General features: G+C 71.2%; 16 protein-coding genes. All 16 read left to right on the forward strand.

The annotated features are described in order from the left end of the window. Nucleotides 1–51 precede the first annotated feature (51 nt). Nucleotides 52–1,119 carry a threonine synthase gene (gene thrC / locus ACFU5G_RS06910; protein WP_377242168.1) on the forward strand — a complete coding sequence of 356 codons (1,068 nt, stop codon included), beginning with the start codon at nt 52–54 and terminating at the stop codon, nt 1,117–1,119. Beyond that, complete coding sequence (gene thrB, locus ACFU5G_RS06915; protein WP_377242113.1) at nt 1,119–2,135, forward strand: homoserine kinase; 1,017 nt, start codon at nt 1,119–1,121, stop codon at nt 2,133–2,135. The genes thrC and thrB overlap by 1 nt, the downstream gene beginning before the upstream one ends. 354 nt (nt 2,136–2,489) lie before the next feature. Further along, complete coding sequence (gene rho / locus ACFU5G_RS06920; protein WP_377242170.1) at nt 2,490–4,340, forward strand: transcription termination factor Rho; 1,851 nt, start codon at nt 2,490–2,492, stop codon at nt 4,338–4,340. A gap of 123 nt (nt 4,341–4,463) precedes the next feature. Then, nucleotides 4,464–4,682 (forward strand): 50S ribosomal protein L31, encoded by a 219-nt coding sequence (rpmE, locus tag ACFU5G_RS06925; RefSeq protein WP_142039125.1) that lies wholly within the window; start codon nt 4,464–4,466, stop codon nt 4,680–4,682. Nucleotides 4,683–4,796: 114 nt separating this feature from the next. Then, nucleotides 4,797–5,885 carry a peptide chain release factor 1 gene (gene prfA / locus ACFU5G_RS06930; RefSeq protein ID WP_377242115.1) on the forward strand — a complete coding sequence of 363 codons (1,089 nt, stop codon included), beginning with the start codon at nt 4,797–4,799 and terminating at the stop codon, nt 5,883–5,885. Nucleotides 5,886–5,960: 75 nt separating this feature from the next. After that, the gene (locus tag ACFU5G_RS06935; RefSeq protein WP_377242117.1) at nt 5,961–6,980 is read left to right on the forward strand and encodes a N5-glutamine methyltransferase family protein; all 1,020 of its coding nucleotides are present in this window, start codon (nt 5,961–5,963) and stop codon (nt 6,978–6,980) included. A gap of 19 nt (nt 6,981–6,999) precedes the next feature. After that, on the forward strand, nt 7,000–7,707 hold the full coding sequence (locus ACFU5G_RS06940; RefSeq protein WP_377242172.1) for an L-threonylcarbamoyladenylate synthase: 708 nt from the start codon (nt 7,000–7,002) through the stop codon (nt 7,705–7,707). Continuing rightward, entirely contained in the window at nt 7,704–8,936 is a 1,233-nt protein-coding gene (locus ACFU5G_RS06945; protein WP_377242119.1) for an MraY family glycosyltransferase, read from the forward strand. Before ACFU5G_RS06940 ends, ACFU5G_RS06945 begins: the two co-directional genes overlap by 4 nt. Beyond that, nucleotides 8,933–9,385, forward strand: coding sequence for a hypothetical protein (locus tag ACFU5G_RS06950; protein ID WP_377242121.1), 453 nt, complete (start codon nt 8,933–8,935; stop codon nt 9,383–9,385). The genes ACFU5G_RS06945 and ACFU5G_RS06950 overlap by 4 nt, the downstream gene beginning before the upstream one ends. 332 nt (nt 9,386–9,717) lie before the next feature. Continuing rightward, on the forward strand, nt 9,718–10,416 hold the full coding sequence (gene atpB / locus ACFU5G_RS06955; RefSeq protein WP_377242174.1) for a F0F1 ATP synthase subunit A: 699 nt from the start codon (nt 9,718–9,720) through the stop codon (nt 10,414–10,416). A 129-nt stretch (nt 10,417–10,545) separates the two neighbouring features. Continuing rightward, entirely contained in the window at nt 10,546–10,776 is a 231-nt protein-coding gene (locus ACFU5G_RS06960) for an ATP synthase F0 subunit C (protein ID WP_377242123.1), read from the forward strand. Then, on the forward strand, nt 10,776–11,354 hold the full coding sequence (locus ACFU5G_RS06965; protein ID WP_377242125.1) for a F0F1 ATP synthase subunit B: 579 nt from the start codon (nt 10,776–10,778) through the stop codon (nt 11,352–11,354). Before ACFU5G_RS06960 ends, ACFU5G_RS06965 begins: the two co-directional genes overlap by 1 nt. Next, nucleotides 11,354–12,166: a F0F1 ATP synthase subunit delta gene (locus tag ACFU5G_RS06970; protein WP_377242127.1), complete on the forward strand. Its 813-nt coding sequence runs from the start codon at nt 11,354–11,356 to the stop codon at nt 12,164–12,166. Before ACFU5G_RS06965 ends, ACFU5G_RS06970 begins: the two co-directional genes overlap by 1 nt. A gap of 56 nt (nt 12,167–12,222) precedes the next feature. Beyond that, on the forward strand, nt 12,223–13,851 hold the full coding sequence (gene atpA, locus ACFU5G_RS06975) for a F0F1 ATP synthase subunit alpha (protein ID WP_377220356.1): 1,629 nt from the start codon (nt 12,223–12,225) through the stop codon (nt 13,849–13,851). Between the two features lie 3 nt (nt 13,852–13,854). Next, nucleotides 13,855–14,751 carry a F0F1 ATP synthase subunit gamma gene (locus ACFU5G_RS06980; protein ID WP_377242129.1) on the forward strand — a complete coding sequence of 299 codons (897 nt, stop codon included), beginning with the start codon at nt 13,855–13,857 and terminating at the stop codon, nt 14,749–14,751. 55 nt (nt 14,752–14,806) lie between these two features. After that, the gene (gene atpD, locus ACFU5G_RS06985) at nt 14,807–16,288 is read left to right on the forward strand and encodes a F0F1 ATP synthase subunit beta (RefSeq protein WP_377242131.1); all 1,482 of its coding nucleotides are present in this window, start codon (nt 14,807–14,809) and stop codon (nt 16,286–16,288) included. Nucleotides 16,289–16,306 lie beyond the last annotated feature (18 nt).

Below are 16,306 nucleotides of genomic sequence, written 5' to 3' on the forward strand. Positions count from 1 at the left end.
GTGCTGCCCGCTGAACCGAACGTCCCGTCCGCCGGCTCCGGCGTCCCGCCCATCTCGCGCCTGTGGCGCGGTGTGATCACCGAGTACGCGGACCGTCTGCCCGCCCACCTCCAGCAGAAGATCGTGACGCTGGGCGAGGGCGGCACGCCGCTGGTGCCGGCCCCGGCGCTGTCCGAGCGCACGGGCGCCGACGTCTACGTCAAGGTCGAGGGCATGAACCCGACCGGCTCGTTCAAGGACCGCGGCATGACGGCCGCGATCTCCGCCGCGGCGGGCCGCGGCGCCCGGGCCGTGGTGTGCGCGTCGACGGGCAACACGTCGGCGTCGGCCGCCGCCTACGCGACGCGCGCCGGCATGCTCTGCGCGGTGCTGGTGCCGGACGGCAAGATCGCCATGGGCAAGCTGAGCCAGGCGGTGGCGCACGGCGCCCGCCTGCTGCAGGTCGACGGCAACTTCGACGACTGCCTGGTGGCGGCCCGCAAGCTCGCCGACACGCACCCCGTGGAGCTCGTGAACTCGGTCAACCCCGACCGGATCGAGGGCCAGAAGACCGCCGCGTTCGAGATCGTGGACGCGCTGGGCGACGCCCCGGACATCCACCTGCTGCCCGTGGGCAACGCCGGGAACATCACGGCGTACTGGAAGGGCTTCACCGAGTACGCCGAGTCCGGCGTCGCGAGCCACGCGCCGGCCATGTGGGGCTTCCAGGCCGCCGGTGCCGCGCCGATCGTCAAGGGCCACCCCGTCGACGACCCGGACACGATCGCCACCGCCATCCGCATCGGCAACCCCGCCTCGTGGGAGCTCGCCGAGCAGGCCAGGGACACCTCCGGCGGCGTCATCGAGGCCGTGACGGACGAGCAGATCCTCGCCGCGCACCGCATCCTGTCGGCCGAGGTCGGCGTGTTCGTCGAGCCGGCGTCCGCGGCGGGCGTCGCGGGTCTGCTGGCCCGCCACGAGCGCGGCCTGGTGCCCGCGGGGGCGCGCATCACCATCACGGTGACCGGCCATGGGCTCAAGGACCCGGGCTGGGCGCTGCGTACGCCGGACGGCGGCGAGGTGGAGCCCGTGCGGGTCTCCGCCGACGTCGTCTCGATCGCCGACGCGCTCTCACTCTGATGCAGCTCGGCGCCGACCACGTGCGGGTCCGGGTGCCCGCTACCAGCGCTAACCTCGGGCCCGGCTTCGACTCGCTCGGCCTCGCGCTGGCCCTGTACGACGAGGTCGAGGTGCGCCTGGTGGCGAGCTCCGACGTGGTCGTGGAGGTAGAGGGCGAGGGGGCCGGGGAGGTTCCCCTCGGGGAGGACCACCTGGTGGTGCGTGCGCTGCGGCGCACGATGGACCTGGCCGGCGCCGTGCCGACCGGCATCCACATGACGTGCCACAACGTGATCCCGCACGGCCGGGGGCTCGGCTCGTCGTCGGCCGCCGTCGTGGCCGGGATCGTCGCGGCCCGCGCCCTGCTGGCCGACCCGCGCGCGATCGACGCCGCCACGGTGCTGGGGCTGGCCACCGAGTTCGAGGGGCACCCGGACAACGCGGCGCCCGCCATCCAGGGCGGCGCCACGGTCGCGTGGACCACCGACGCCGGGCCGCGCGCGGTCGGGCTCGACATCGACCCGGCCATCGAGGCCACGGTGCTGGTGCCCGACGTGCGGCTCGCGACGGCGCGGGCGCGTGCGGCCCTGCCGGCGCGGGTGTCGCACGGCGACGCCGCGTTCACGGCGGGCCGGGCGGCACTCCTGGTGGAGGCCCTGGCCCGGCGTCCGGAGCTGCTGTTCGACGCCACGGAGGACCGGTTGCACCAGCAGTACCGCGCGGGCGTCCTGGGCGCCTCCACCGAGCTGCTCCGGGCGCTGCGGGACGAGGGTGTCCCGGCCACCGTCTCGGGTGCCGGGCCGACCGTCCTGGTGCTCGCCGGGCCCGGCCACCGGGCCGCGCGGGACGCCGTCCTGGCGGACCTGGTGGACGAGACCGCGGGCTGGCGCAGGCTGAGCCCGGGGATCGATCTGACAGGCGCGCGGGCCAGGAGGATTACCGGTAACACGGGTGCGCTATCGTCCGGTCCGTCAGGGGCGAACACAAGTCATGCCGGACCAGGATCACCAGCAGTACGGGGTGGTAGTATGCAGTGAACCTTCGGGATCGCACGTCCTGAGCCATGGTGGCGGGAACACGGATTCAACATCGGTTCCTTACCGCCTACCCAGCTACAGTCAAAGCCGCTCAGCCGTGCCCGTTGCAGGCCGTGATCCACGGCCCACCGCATCTCGCGAGAAGGCAGACAACGCCCCCGTCAGCCCCTTCGTCGTACCACTGATGCGAGGTTTTCCGCGTTCTGGCCACATCGAGCCGGGCGCCCACTATCCCGCGGCCCGCGCTCAGGCGATCAGCCGCAGTTCGAGGGGGAAGGGTCCTTCGTGACAGACACCACCGATAACGCTCAGTCAGCCACCGGCCGTGCGGCCGGTACGGGCGCGCTGAGCAGCATGCGCCTCGCCGAGCTCCAGGCACTCGCCGGAGACCTGGGCGTGAAGGGCACCTCCAGGATGCGCAAGAGCGACCTCGTGGACTCGATCCGCGAGAAGACGGGTGGCGGCGCGACGAAGCGCCCGGCCCGTGCCGCTTCCGCCCCGGAGCAGCCCGCCACCGACAAGCCTGTCCGTAGCGAGGCACCGGTCGCCGCCGCCGAGGTCGCCACCTCGAGCGTGCGCGCCGACGCCAGCACGGAAGCCGACAAGGCCGCACGTCTCGCCCAGCTCGCCGACGCCGTCGCGGCGCCGCGCGAGCAGAACGGACGTCGTTCCGGCCGCGGCCAGGGTGCCGCCGACGGCACCGCCGACAAGTCCGCCGAGGACAAGGGCCGCAACGGCCAGTCCGGCACCGCCCGGAGCACCCGTGGCGGCACCGCCGACCGCGCCGGCACCCGGACGGCGGAGCGGACCACCGAGCGCGGCACCGAGCGTGCCGCGGACCGGAACGCCGACCGCGCCGCCGCCGACCGCGCGGCCGCCGCCGACCTCGACGACGAGCGCGGCTCGCGCCGCCGCCGGGGTCGCGACCGTGGCCGGGACCGCAAGCGCGGCCGCGGCCGCCAGGGTCCGGACGTCGCGGGTCTCGACAACGTCGAGGTGCGCGAGGACGACGTGCTGCTGCCCGTCGCCGGCATCCTCGACATCCTCGACAACTACGCGTTCGTGCGGACCTCGGGCTACCTGCCGGGCAACAACGACGTGTACGTGTCGCTGAACCAGGTCAAGAAGGCCGGCCTGCGCCGCGGTGACGCCGTCGTCGGCGCCGTCCGCCAGCCGCGCGAGGGCGAGGAGCTGCCGCAGCAGGCGACCGGGCGCAACGCCAAGGTCAACAAGTTCAACGCGCTGGTGCGCCTGGACTCCGTGAACGGCATGACGCCGGAGGAGGCGCGCGAGCGCCCCGAGTTCACCAAGCTGACGCCGCTGTACCCGCAGGAGCGCCTGCGCCTGGAGAACCCCGAGGCGACCAAGCTGACGCCGCGCGTCATCGACATCGTCGCGCCGATCGGCAAGGGCCAGCGCGGCCTCATCGTCGCGCCGCCCAAGGCCGGCAAGACGCTGATGATGCAGCAGATCGCCAACGCGATCTCGCTGAACAACCCTGAGGTCCACCTCATGGTCGTCCTGGTGGACGAGCGCCCGGAAGAGGTCACCGACTTCGAGCGGTCGGTGAAGGGCGAGGTCATCTCCTCGACCTTCGACCGCCACGCCTCGGACCACACGCTGGTCGCCGAGCTCGCCATCGAGCGGGCCAAGCGCCTCGTGGAGCTGGGCCAGGACGTCGTGGTGCTGCTCGACGGCATCACCCGCCTGTCGCGCGCCTACAACCTGGCCGCCCCGGCGTCGGGCCGCATCCTGTCCGGTGGTGTGGACGCCGCCGCGCTCTACCCGCCCAAGAAGTTCTTCGGCGCCGCCCGCAACATCGAGGACGGCGGCTCGCTGACCATCCTCGCGACGGCCCTGGTCGAGACCGGCTCGAAGATGGACGAGGTGATCTTCGAGGAGTTCAAGGGCACCGGCAACATGGAGCTGCGCCTGTCGCGGTCCCTGGCCGAGAAGCGCATCTTCCCGGCGATCGACGTCAACGGCTCGAGCACCCGGCGCGAGGAGATCCTCATGTCGAAGGACGAGCTCGCGATCGTCTACAAACTGCGCCGCGTCATGGGCGCGCTCGACCAGACGCAGGCCGCCGAGCTGCTGCTGGGTCAGCTCAAGAAGACCAAGACCAACGTCGAGTTCCTGCTGCACGTGCAGAAGACGACGCCGGGTGGTCTGACGGAGAACGAGAACGTCGGCGAGACCGTCTGATCCACGTCACACCCCACTGCCTCGCCCATCCGGGCGAGGTAGTGGCACAATGATTGGCTGGCTGGCTGGTTCACGTCCCGCGGTTCTGCAGGGCGACCCAGTGGCATCTCACCAAGGAGCAACATGAGGGCTGGAATCCACCCCGAGTACGTCGTCACGCAGGTCACCTGCACCTGTGGCAACACCTTCACGACGCGTAGCACCGAGACGTCCGGCAAGATCTCCGCCGACGTCTGCAGCGCCTGCCACCCGTTCTACACGGGCAAGCAGAAGATCATGGACACCGGTGGCCGCGTGGCCCGGTTCCAGGCGCGCTACGGCAAGAAGGACGCCGGCAAGTAGCGACTCCGCAGCGCCGGTGGTCCGGTCCGACAACCTCTCCAGGGGCAGTCGGGCGCCGGACCACCGGCGCTGTTGCTTTGCCCAGACCCGTTTGCCCTGTACCGAGGAGAGACCGTGACCGAGTCGTTCGCCGCCGTCGGACCGCTGCTCAGCGAGCACGCCGAGATCGAGACGGCGCTGGCGGACCCCGCCGTGCACGCCGATCCCGGTCGCGCCCGCACGCTGGGCCGCCGCTACGCGGAGCTCAACCAGGTCGTCGGGGCCTACAAGGCGTGGGAGCAGGCACACGACGACGCCGAGGCCGCCGCCGAGCTCGCGGCCGAGGACGCCTCGTTCGCCGAGGAGCTGCCCGCGCTGCGGGAGGCCGAGTCGACCGCGGAGGAGAAGCTGCGCCGGGTGCTGGTGCCGCGCGACCCCGACGACGGGCGGGACGTGATCCTCGAGATCAAGGCCGGCGAGGGCGGGGAGGAGTCCGCGCTGTTCGCGGGCGACCTGCTGCGCATGTACCTGCGGTACGCCGAGCAGCGCGGCTGGTCCACGCAGCTCCTGGAGGCCACGGCGTCCGACCTGGGCGGCTACAAGGACGTGCAGGTCGCCATCAAGGCGAAGAGCGTGCAGGGCCCCGAGGACGGCGTCTGGCACAGCCTCAAGTACGAGGGCGGCGTGCACCGCGTGCAGCGGGTGCCGGTCACCGAGTCGCAGGGCCGCATCCACACCTCGGCGGCGGGCGTGCTCGTGTTCCCCGAGGTCGACGACCCGGGCGAGCTCGAGATCGACCAGAACGACCTGCGCATCGACGTCTACCGGTCCTCCGGGCCGGGCGGGCAGTCCGTGAACACGACGGACTCCGCGGTGCGCATCACGCACGTGCCCACGGGCATCGTGGTCTCGATGCAGAACGAGAAGTCGCAGCTGCAGAACCGCGAGCAGGCCATGCGCGTGCTGCGGGCCCGCCTGCTCGCCGCGCAGCAGGAGGCCGCCGCCGCCGAGTCCGCCGAGCTGCGCCGCTCGCAGGTGCGCACCGTGGACCGGTCCGAGCGGATCCGCACGTACAACTTCCCGGAGAACCGGATCGCCGACCACCGCACGGGGTACAAGGCGTACAACCTCGACCAGGTGCTGGACGGCGACCTGGGTCCCGTGGTGCGCTCCGCGATCGACGCCGACGAGGCGGCCCGGCTGGCCGAGGCCTCCGGTGTCTGAGCCACACCCGATCACGGCGGACCTGGCGCCATCGGGCCGGGTCGGGCAGGCTTTTGCCGTGGTCGGAGGAGCGCGGTGAGCGCACAGCTGGTGAAGTGGGCCGAGGGGGAGCTGGCGGCCGCCGGGGTCCCGTCGCCGCGGGCCGACGCCGAGGCGCTGCTCGCGCACGCGTTCGGCGTGGACCGGGGGGAGCTGCGGCGGCTGCTCGTGCTGGGCCGCGAGGTGCCCGACGACGTCGCGCGCGCCTTCGAGGCGCTGGTCGCCCGGCGGGCCGCCCGCGAGCCCCTGCAGCATCTGACGGGCGTGGCGCCGTTCCGGCACCTGGAGCTGGCCGTCGGGCCGGGGGTGTTCGTGCCGCGGCCCGAGACCGAGGAGGTCGCGCAGGTGGCGATCGACGAGGCCGCCAAGGTGGTCGGCGAACGCGGCGGCGCGGGCGCGGTCGTCGTCGACCTGTGCACCGGGTCCGGCGCCATCGCGCTGGCCGTGGCCACCGAGGTGCCCGGCGCGCGCGTGCACGCCGTCGAGCTGGACAAGGACGCGCACGCCTGGGCGGCGCGCAACGTCGACGCCCTGAGCGCCGTCGCGGCCGGGCTGGACCCCGCCACGACCCTGGACCCCGCCACGGCCCTGGACCCCGCCACGGCCCTGGCCGCGGAGCCGCAGGAGCCGCAGGAGGCGCCCGAGCGCATCGTCCGGCTGGTCAAGGGTGACGCCCGCACCGCGCTGTACGGGATCGACGGGACGGCCGACGTCGTCGTCTCGAACCCGCCGTACGTGCCCTCGGACGCCGTGCCCGTGGACCCGGAGGTGGCCGAGCACGACCCGGCGGTCGCGCTCTACGGCCTGGGCCCGGACGGGCTGGAGGTGCCGCGCGGCATCACGGACGCGGCGGCCAGGCTGCTGCGCCCCGGCGGGCTCTACGTCATGGAGCACGCCGAGGTCCAGGCGGAGGCCGCCCGCGCCATGGTCTCGGCCGCGCGCGACGCCGAGGGGCGGCCCGTGTTCGGCGAGCCCGAGACCCGCAAGGACCTCACCGGCCGGCCCCGCATGGTGGTCGCGCGCCGCCTCGGGCATCAGGAGGGTCCCGAAGCGTGAAAGACTGGTCCGCGTGAGTGTGCCTGTGCAGCCCGTGCTCGACGCCACCGACCCGCAGACCTGGGGCCCCGCGATCGACGAGGCGGTGAACGCGATCTCCCGTGGAGCCCTGGTGGTCATGCCCACCGACACCGTCTACGGCATCGCGGCCGATGCGTTCGACGAGGTCGCGGTGGCCGCCCTGCTCGCGGCCAAGGGCCGCGGCCGGCAGATGCCCCCGCCGGTCCTGGTCGGCGACGTCGCGACCCTCGACGGTCTCGCGACCGACGTGCCCGACGACGCCCGCCGGCTCGTCGAGGCCTTCTGGCCCGGCGGTTTCACCGTCATCCTGCAGGCGCAGCCGTCGCTGCAGTGGGACCTCGGCGACACGGGCGGCACCGTCGCCCTGCGCATGCCGGACCACGCCGCGGCGCTCGCCCTGCTCAAGCGCACCGGCCCGCTGGCCGTGTCCAGCGCGAACAAGTCGGGCAGCCCGGCCGCGCAGGACGTGGAGAACGCGCGCGACCAGCTCGGCGCGTCCGTCGCGGTCTACCTCGACGGCGGCGAGGCCCCCGGCGGCGTCGCCTCCACGATCGTGGACGCGACCGGCCCCGTGCTGCGGATCGTCCGCGAGGGCGCCGTGACGCTGGAGCAGCTGCGCAAGGTCGCCGACGTCGAAGGCCCTGCTGCGTCGCCCGAGGACGACCCGATCGAGCCCCCCGCCCCTGCCGCGGAGGACGACGAGTGAGGGTGTACCTGCTCCTGATGCTCGTGGCCGCCGCGGTCACGTTCCTGACCACGCCCTTCGCACGGTGGGTGGCCCTGAAGACCTCGGCGATCTCCGCGGTCCGGGCGCGTGACGTGCACCTGGTGCCGACGCCGCGCCTCGGCGGGCTGGCGATGCTGATCGGCATCGTCGTCTCGGTCCTGCTGGCCTCCCAGATGCCCTTCCTGTCCGGCGTCTTCTCCGACCGCCAGGCCTGGGGCATCGTCGGCGGCGCGGCGATCGTGTGCGGGCTCGGCTGGGCGGACGACAAGTGGGACCTCGACTGGGTCACCAAGCTCGCGGGCCAGGTGCTGGCCGCCGGGTTCATGGCGCTGCAGGGCGTGCAGCTCATCACGCTGCCGATCGCCGGCACGACCATCACGTCGTCGCGCACCTCGCTGGTCATCACGGTCCTGGCCGTGGTGGTCGCCATGAACGCCGTGAACTTCGTGGACGGCCTCGACGGCCTCGCGGCCGGCATCGTCGCCATCGGCGGCGCCGCCTTCTTCCTGTACACCTACGGGCTCACCCAGCAGGTCTCGGCGGAGGACTACTCCTCCCTGGCGTCGCTGATGATGGCGGTGCTCGTGGGCGTCTGCGTGGGCTTCCTGCCCTACAACTTCCACCCGGCGCGCATCTTCATGGGCGACGCCGGGTCCATGCTGATCGGCCTCGTCATGGCCGGCGCAGCGATCACCGTGACCGGCAACGTGCAGCCCGACGTGATGAGCGGCTCGCAGGCCCTGCCGGCGTTCATCCCGCTGCTCCTGCCGGTGGCGGTGCTCATGCTGCCGCTGCTCGACATGGGTCTGGCCGTGATCCGCCGGCTGGCCGCGGGCAAGTCGCCCATGGCGCCGGACCGCATGCACCTGCACCACCGGATGCTGGCCCTCGGCCACTCCCACCGCCGCGCGGTCGTGATCCTGTACGTGTGGACCGCCGTGTTCGCCTTCAGCGCCGCCGCGCTCGTGCGGTGGGACTGGGAGATCGTCCTGATCTGGACCGCCGTGTTCGTCGTGCTCGCGCTGCTGGCCACGCTGGGCCCGCTGCGCCACCGTGGCCGGTTCCTGGACGACGACGTCGCCCTGTCGGGGCAGACCCCCAAGGTGCCCGCCGCCGTCGGCGCGGCGCAGCCCGCCCTCGTACCGCAGAGCGCGACCGAGAGTGTCGCCGCCAAGGCGCACGTCAAGACCAAGGAGACCGTCGAATGACCGAGCAGCTGCCCGATGCCCCCAACGCCCCGCGGGGCGCTGCCGAGCAGGCGGTGCTGCGTACGGCTCTGCGTGACTGCCTGATCCTCGTCGGCGGCCTCGCCGTGCTGGGCTCCGTGGTCGGGCTCCTCGTCGCGGGCCTGCCCGGCCTCTGGGGTGCCCTGATCGGCGCGGCGCTGGCCGCGTTCTTCTGCGCCACCACCGTGTGGTCGATGCTCTACACCGTCGGCAAGGGCGCCACCACGATGGGCGCCGTCGTGATGGGCAGCTGGCTCGCCAAGATGGTGGTGCTGATCGTCGTCCTGGTGGTCATCACGCAGTTCGACTTCTACGACCGGGTCGTCCTGTTCGTCGTGCTGCTGCTCGGGGCGGTGGGCTCCGCTCTGCTCGACTACCGCGCCGTGCGCAACGGCCGCGTGCCCTACGTCGAGACCGACACCACGCCCTGACCGAGCCTCATGAGCGACCCACGACCTGACGCGGGGTTGCGCAATAAGTCACAAGGGGCCGCGTCATGCGGTTCTACGGCCTAAACCCCATGTGACATAGGTTAGGCTTACGACGAATCCATGACGGCCAGGCCCGACGGCGCGCCCGTTCCGCCACACAGCGGGAAACGCGCGCGGGGCCGAATGACCACCTGGGAGTCCTCCTGTCCACGTATGCGACGTCCGTAATCCTCGCCGCCACTGAAGGCCACGAGGGTGAGGGCGGCTTCCACACGCCGTCGATCGCCGACTTCTTCCCGTCGGGCATCCTCTTCGAAGGCACCATCTTCCAGATCGACCGGCTCTGGATCATCCGCATCATCGCCACGATCGTGCTGCTGTCGGTCTTCCTGATCGCCGCACGCCGGGCCAAGGTGGTGCCGGGTCGGTTCCAGGCCGGTGTCGAGTACCTGCTGGACTTCGTCCGGGTACAGATCGGCGAGGAGATCCTGGGCAAGGACAACGCGAAGCGTTTCGTGCCCATGCTCACCACCATCTTCATGACGATCCTGGCGTTCAACCTCACGGGCGTGATCCCGGGCCTGAACCTCGCCGGAACCTCCCGCATCGGTGTGCCGCTGCTGCTCGCGCTGTGGGTGTTCGTCACCTACTGGGCCGTCGGCATCCGCAAGCACGGTCTGGGCGGGTACCTCAAGGCGAACCTGTTCCCCCCGGGCGTCCCGTGGCCGATCTACTTCATCCTGACGCCGATCGAGCTGCTGCAGATCCTGATCATCCGGCCGGGCTCGCTGATGGTCCGACTCGTGGCCAACATGGTCGCCGGTCACATCATGCTCGTGCTCTGCTTCGCCGCCACGCAGTTCTTCCTGATCGACTCCGCTGGCAGCGGGCTGATGGTCTTCGGCGCTCTGACGCTGCCGGCCGGCATCTTCATGACGCTCTTCGAGCTGCTGGTCGCGTTCCTGCAGGCGTACATCTTCGCGCTGCTGGCCGCGGTCTACATCAACATGTCGCTGGAGGAGGAGCACTGACGGTGCTCGCTCCTCCGGGCGGCGCTGCATAGCTTCACCTGGAAAACCCGCGACGGGCGCAGCACGCGCCTTCGCACACCACGCGACGCCGCACCACCCGGTGCGGCGCCCAACGGAAGGAAGACGCAAGTGGACGTCACCACTCTCGCCGAGGTCACCGGCAACGTGAACGCGATCGGCTACGGCCTCGCGGCGACCGGCCCGGGCATCGGCCTCGGCATCCTGATCGGCAAGACCATCGAGGGCATGGCCCGCCAGCCCGAGGTCGCCGGCCAGCTCCGCGCCACCATGTTCCTGGGTGTCGCGTTCGTCGAGGTGCTCGCGCTCCTCGGTCTCGTCGCCGGCTTCCTGTTCGAGTGATGGCGGCGCACACGAGCGCCGTCATCGTAGCGGCGCAGACCGACGAGCCGCAGGGCATCGACCTGTTCCTGCCCGCCGGATACGACCTGCTCTGGTCGGCGGTGGTCCTCGTGATCATCGCCGTGGCGTTCTACAAGTTCATCCTGCCGCCGATGAACAAGATCCTGGACGAGCGCGCCACCCTCATCGAGGGTGGCATCGAGAAGGCAGAGGCCGCGCAGAAGGCGGCTGACGAGGCCCTGGCGAAGCAGCAGGAGCTGCTCGCCGAGGCCCGCTCCGAGGCGGCGCAGGTTCGTGAGGAGGCGCGTGCCGAGGGCACCGCCATCATCAACGACCTCAAGGCCAAGGCGAGCGAGGAGGCGGGGCGCATCACCGAGACGGCGCACCGTCAGATCGAGGCCGAGCGGCAGTCCGCCGTCGTGTCCCTGCGCACCGAGGTCGGCACGCTGGCGACCGAGCTGGCGTCGAAGATCGTGGGCGAGTCCCTCGAGGACTCGGCCCGTCAGTCGCGCGTCGTGGACCGCTTCCTCGACGAGCTCGAGGCGAGCCAGGCCGTGGCAAGCAACAAGGAGGCGTGATGCGGGGATCGAGCGGTGCATCGCTGACTGCGGCGCAGGAGCGCTTCGAGCCGGTGCTGCGCGCCGCGGGTGCGGACGCGCTGACCCTGGGTGAGCAGCTGCTCACCCTGGTGTCGGCGCTCGACGACTCCGCCGCGCTGCGCCGCTCGCTCGCCGACCCCTCCCGCGAGGGCGAGGCCAAGGCGGGCCTGGTGGCCAGCCTGCTGGGCGGCTTCGACGAGCGCGTGGTCGACCTCGTGTCCGGGCTCGCCCGGGCGCGCTGGTCGAGCGACGCCGACCTCACGGACGCCGTCGAGCGCCTCGGCCTGGACGCCGTCCTGGCTTCCGCCGAGGCGCGCGGCGCGCTGGAGACGGTCGAGGACGAGCTGTTCCGACTCGGCCGGTCGCTCGTCGGCCAGCGGGAGGCCAAGCAGGTTCTCTCCGACGCCTCGACGGCTCCGGAGCGCCGGGTGGCGCTCGTGGACGCACTGGTCGGTGGCAAGGTCGACACCGTGACCCAGCGCCTGGCGCAGCGCGCGACGTCGTCGCTGCGTGGCCGCCGGTTCGTGCAGACGATCAGCTGGTACGGCGAGGTCGCGGCGGAGCGCCGCAACCGCCTCGTGGCCGCCGTGACGAGCGCGACGGTGCTCACCCGCGAGCAGCAGGACCGCCTCGGCGCGCTCCTGGAGCGCTCGTACGGGAAGCCCGTCCAGCTGAACGTCACCGTGGACCCCGCCGTCGTCGGCGGCCTGCGCATCCAGGTCGGCGCGGACGTCGTCGACTCCACCGTCCTGTCGCGCCTTGCTGACGCTCAGCGTCGTCTGGCCGGCTGAAAACGTGAACAAGAACCTTCCGCCGCGGCTTTCGCGGCCACGACAGGAGAAGATCAATGGCTGAGCTGACGATCCGGCCGGACGAGGTCCGCGCCGCACTGGACAGCTTCGTGAAGGCCTACGAGCCCCAGGAAGCGGTCACCGAGGAGGTGGGCCGCGTCGCGTACGCCGCGGACGGCATCGCCCGCGTCGAGGGCCTCCCGGGCGTGATGGCCAACGAGCTGCTGCGCTTCGAGGACGGCACGCTTGGCCTCGCGCAGAACCTGGACGTCCGCGAGATCGGTGTGGTCGTCCTGGGCGAGTTCACCGGTATCGAGGAGGGCCAGGAGGTCCGCCGCACCGGTGAGGTGCTCTCGGTCCCCGTGGGCGAGGGCTACCTCGGCCGCGTGGTCGACCCGCTGGGCGTCCCCATCGACGGCCTGGGCGAGATCGCCACCGAGGGCACCCGTGCCCTGGAGCTGCAGGCGCCCGGCGTCATGCAGCGCAAGTCGGTGCACGAGCCGCTGCAGACCGGCATCAAGGCGATCGACTCGATGATCCCGATCGGCCGCGGTCAGCGCCAGCTGATCATCGGTGACCGCCAGACCGGCAAGACGGCGATCGCGATCGACACGATCATCAACCAGAAGGCGAACTGGGAGTCCGGCGACCCCAGCAAGCAGGTGCGCTGCATCTACGTCGCGATCGGTCAGAAGGGCTCGACCATCGCCTCCGTGCGTGGCGCCCTCGAGGAGGCCGGCGCGCTCGAGTACACGACCATCGTCGCGGCTCCGGCGTCCGACCCCGCGGGCTTCAAGTACCTGGCCCCGTACACCGGCTCGGCCATCGGCCAGCACTGGATGTACCAGGGCAAGCACGTGCTCGTCGTCTTCGACGACCTGTCGAAGCAGGCCGAGGCCTACCGTGCCGTGTCGCTGCTGCTGCGCCGCCCGCCGGGCCGCGAGGCCTACCCGGGTGACGTGTTCTACCTGCACTCCCGTCTGCTCGAGCGTTGTGCGAAGCTCTCGGACGAGCTGGGCGCGGGCTCGATGACCGGTCTGCCGATCATCGAGACCAAGGCGAACGACGTCTCGGCGTACATCCCGACCAACGTCATCTCCATCACGGACGGGCAGATCTTCCTGCAGTCCGACCTGTTCAACGCCGACCAGCGTCCCGCCGTGGACGTCGGTATCTCGGTCTCCCGAGTCGGTGGCGACGCGCAGATCAAGGCGATGAAGAAGGTCTCCGGCACGCTGAAGCTGGAGCTCGCGCAGTTCCGCTCGCTCGAGGCGTTCGCGATGTTCGCGTCCGACCTCGACGCGGCGTCCCGCGCGCAGCTGCAGCGCGGCGCCGTCCTGACGGAGCTGCTCAAGCAGCCCCAGTACTCGCCGTACGCGGTCGAGGACCAGGTCGCTGCCGTGTGGGCCGGTACCAAGGGCAAGCTGGACGACGTCGCCGTCGAGGACGTCAAGCGGTTCGAGTCCGAGCTGCTGGACCACCTGCGCCGCAAGACGGACGTCCTGACGTCGATCCGCGAGAGCGGCAAGCTGGAGCCCGCCACGGAGGAGGCGCTCAGCGCTGCCGTCGAGGACTTCCGCGCCGGCTTCCAGCGTGCCGACGGCACCGCGCTCGTCGGTGGTGAGGTCGAGGGTGGCCCCGTCGACGTCGAGCAGGCACAGGTCGTCGTCAAGAAGAAGGCCTGACCCGTGGCCGGTGGATCCCAGCGCGTCTATAAGGCACGGATCAAGTCGACGCAGTCGCTGAAGAAGATGTTCCGTGCGCAGGAGCTCATCGCCGCGTCCCGCATCGGCAAGGCCCGTGCGCGGACGGCGGCTGCGGCACCCTACGCGCAGGCCATCACCCGTGCGGTCTCGGCGGTCGCCACGCACACCGACATCGACCACCCGCTCACGCGGGAGGTCGAGGGTGCCAAGCGCGCCGCGGTGCTCGTGGTGTCGTCCGACCGTGGCATGGCGGGCTCCTACCCGGCGTCGATCGTCCGTGAGGCGGAGCGGCTGACCCGGCAGCTCGCGGCCGAGGGCAAGGAGGTTCTCCTCTACGTCGCCGGTCGTCGGGCGGTCTCGTACTACGCGTTCCGCGGCCGCGAGGCCGTCCAGACGTGGACGTACGGCTCGGAGCGGCCGACGGCGGAGGTCGCCGAGGAGATCGGGCATGCCCTGCTCGAGAAGTTCCTCGCGGACGAGTCCGAGGGCGGCGTGTCCGAGCTGCACGTGGTCTCCACGCAGTTCGTCAACATGGTGACCCAGCGTCCCCACGTCGTGCGCATGCTGCCGCTGGAGGTCGTCGAGGGCGTGGTGGAGGCGGGCGAGCACGAGGTCCTGCCGCTCTACGACTTCGAGCCGTCGCCGGAGGCCGTGCTCGACGCACTGCTGCCGCGGTACGTGGACCAGCGCATCTACGCGGCCCTGCTCGACGCCGCCGCGTCCGAGCTGGCCGCCCGGCAGCGCGCCATGCACACGGCCACGGACAACGCCGAGGACCTGATCCGCACGTACACCCGACTGGCCAACCAGGCCCGTCAGGCGGACATCACCCAGGAGATCAGCGAGATCGTCTCCGGTGCCGACGCCCTGGCGTCCTGACCAACCAACAGACTCCCCGCCGGAGGACCCTCCGGCCCACCGAAGCGAGGCAACCATGACCGCCACCACCGTGGAATCCACGGTCGAGCACACGAGCGGCCCCGGCACCGGCCGGGTCGCTCGGGTGATCGGCCCCGTCGTGGACATCGAGTTCCCCGAGGACGCGATCCCCGACATCTACAACGCGCTGACCGTCGAGATCGACCTCTCGGGCCAGGGCGAGGACGAGAACACGTTCACGCTGACCCTCGAGGTCGAGCAGCACCTGGGTGACTCCCTGGTGCGCGCCATCGCGCTCAAGCCGACCGACGGCCTGGTCCGCGGCGCGCTCGTCACCGACACCGGCTCGCCCATCAGCGTGCCCGTCGGCGACGTCACCAAGGGCAAGGTCTTCAACGTCACCGGTGAGGTCCTGAACCTCGCCGAGGGCGAGAAGCTCGAGGTCACCGAGCGCTGGCCGATCCACCGCAAGCCCCCGGCCTTCGACCAGCTCGAGTCGAAGACCACGATGTTCGAGACGGGCATCAAGTCCATCGACCTGCTGACCCCGTACGTGCAGGGTGGCAAGATCGGTCTCTTCGGTGGTGCGGGCGTCGGCAAGACGGTCCTCATCCAGGAGATGATCCAGCGTGTGGCCCAGGACCACGGCGGTGTGTCGGTGTTCGCCGGTGTCGGTGAGCGCACCCGTGAGGGCAACGACCTGATCGCCGAGATGGACGAGGCGGGTGTCTTCGACAAGACCGCCCTCGTCTTCGGCCAGATGGACGAGCCGCCGGGCACGCGTCTGCGCGTGGCCCTGTCGGCGCTGACGATGGCGGAGTACTTCCGCGACGTGAAGAAGCAGGACGTGCTGCTCTTCATCGACAACATCTTCCGCTTCACGCAGGCCGGTTCCGAGGTCTCCACGCTGCTCGGCCGCATGCCGTCCGCCGTGGGCTACCAGCCGAACCTGGCCGACGAGATGGGCCTCCTCCAGGAGCGCATCACCTCGACGCGTGGTCACTCCATCACGTCGCTGCAGGCCATCTACGTGCCCGCGGACGACTACACCGACCCGGCCCCGGCCACGACGTTCGCCCACCTGGACGCGACGACCGAGCTCTCCCGAGAGATCGCGTCGAAGGGTCTGTACCCGGCGATCGACCCGCTGACCTCGACGTCGCGCATCCTCGACCCGCGGTACGTGGGCCAGGAGCACTACGATGTGGCCACCGAGGTGAAGTCGATCCTGCAGCGGAACAAGGAGCTGCAGGACATCATCGCCATCCTCGGTGTGGACGAGCTCTCGGAGGAGGACAAGACGGTTGTGGCGCGCGCGCGTCGCATCCAGCAGTTCCTCTCCCAGAACACCTACATGGCCAAGAAGTTCACGGACGTGGAGGGTTCGACGGTCCCGCTGTCCGAGACCATCGAGGCGTTCAAGAAGATCTGCGCCGGCGAGTTCGACCACATCGCCGAGCAGGCCTTCTACAACATCGGTGGCCTCGAGATGCTCGAGGAGAACTGGGCACGGATCCAGAAGGAGTACGGGGCCTGAGGTCTCGTACGTCCCCCC

This window comes from Promicromonospora sp. NPDC057488 (genome assembly GCF_042802395.1).
Classification (GTDB): Bacteria; Actinomycetota; Actinomycetes; order Actinomycetales; family Cellulomonadaceae; genus Promicromonospora.

Bases quoted from the DNA above. Each gene is read 5' to 3' on its own strand.
- ACFU5G_RS06970 (WP_377242127.1), top strand. From the start codon at position 11,354: ATGCGGGGATCGAGCGGTGCATCGCTGACTGCGGCGCAGGAGCGCTTC.
- ACFU5G_RS06950 (WP_377242121.1), top strand. From the start codon at position 8,933: ATGACCGAGCAGCTGCCCGATGCCCCCAACGCCCCGCGGGGCGCTGCC.
- atpD (WP_377242131.1), top strand. From the start codon at position 14,807: ATGACCGCCACCACCGTGGAATCCACGGTCGAGCACACGAGCGGCCCC.
- rho (WP_377242170.1), top strand. From the start codon at position 2,490: ATGCGCCTCGCCGAGCTCCAGGCACTCGCCGGAGACCTGGGCGTGAAG.
- rpmE (WP_142039125.1), top strand. From the start codon at position 4,464: ATGAGGGCTGGAATCCACCCCGAGTACGTCGTCACGCAGGTCACCTGC.
- ACFU5G_RS06965 (WP_377242125.1), top strand. From the start codon at position 10,776: ATGGCGGCGCACACGAGCGCCGTCATCGTAGCGGCGCAGACCGACGAG.
- atpA (WP_377220356.1), top strand. From the start codon at position 12,223: ATGGCTGAGCTGACGATCCGGCCGGACGAGGTCCGCGCCGCACTGGAC.
- thrB (WP_377242113.1), top strand. From the start codon at position 1,119: ATGCAGCTCGGCGCCGACCACGTGCGGGTCCGGGTGCCCGCTACCAGC.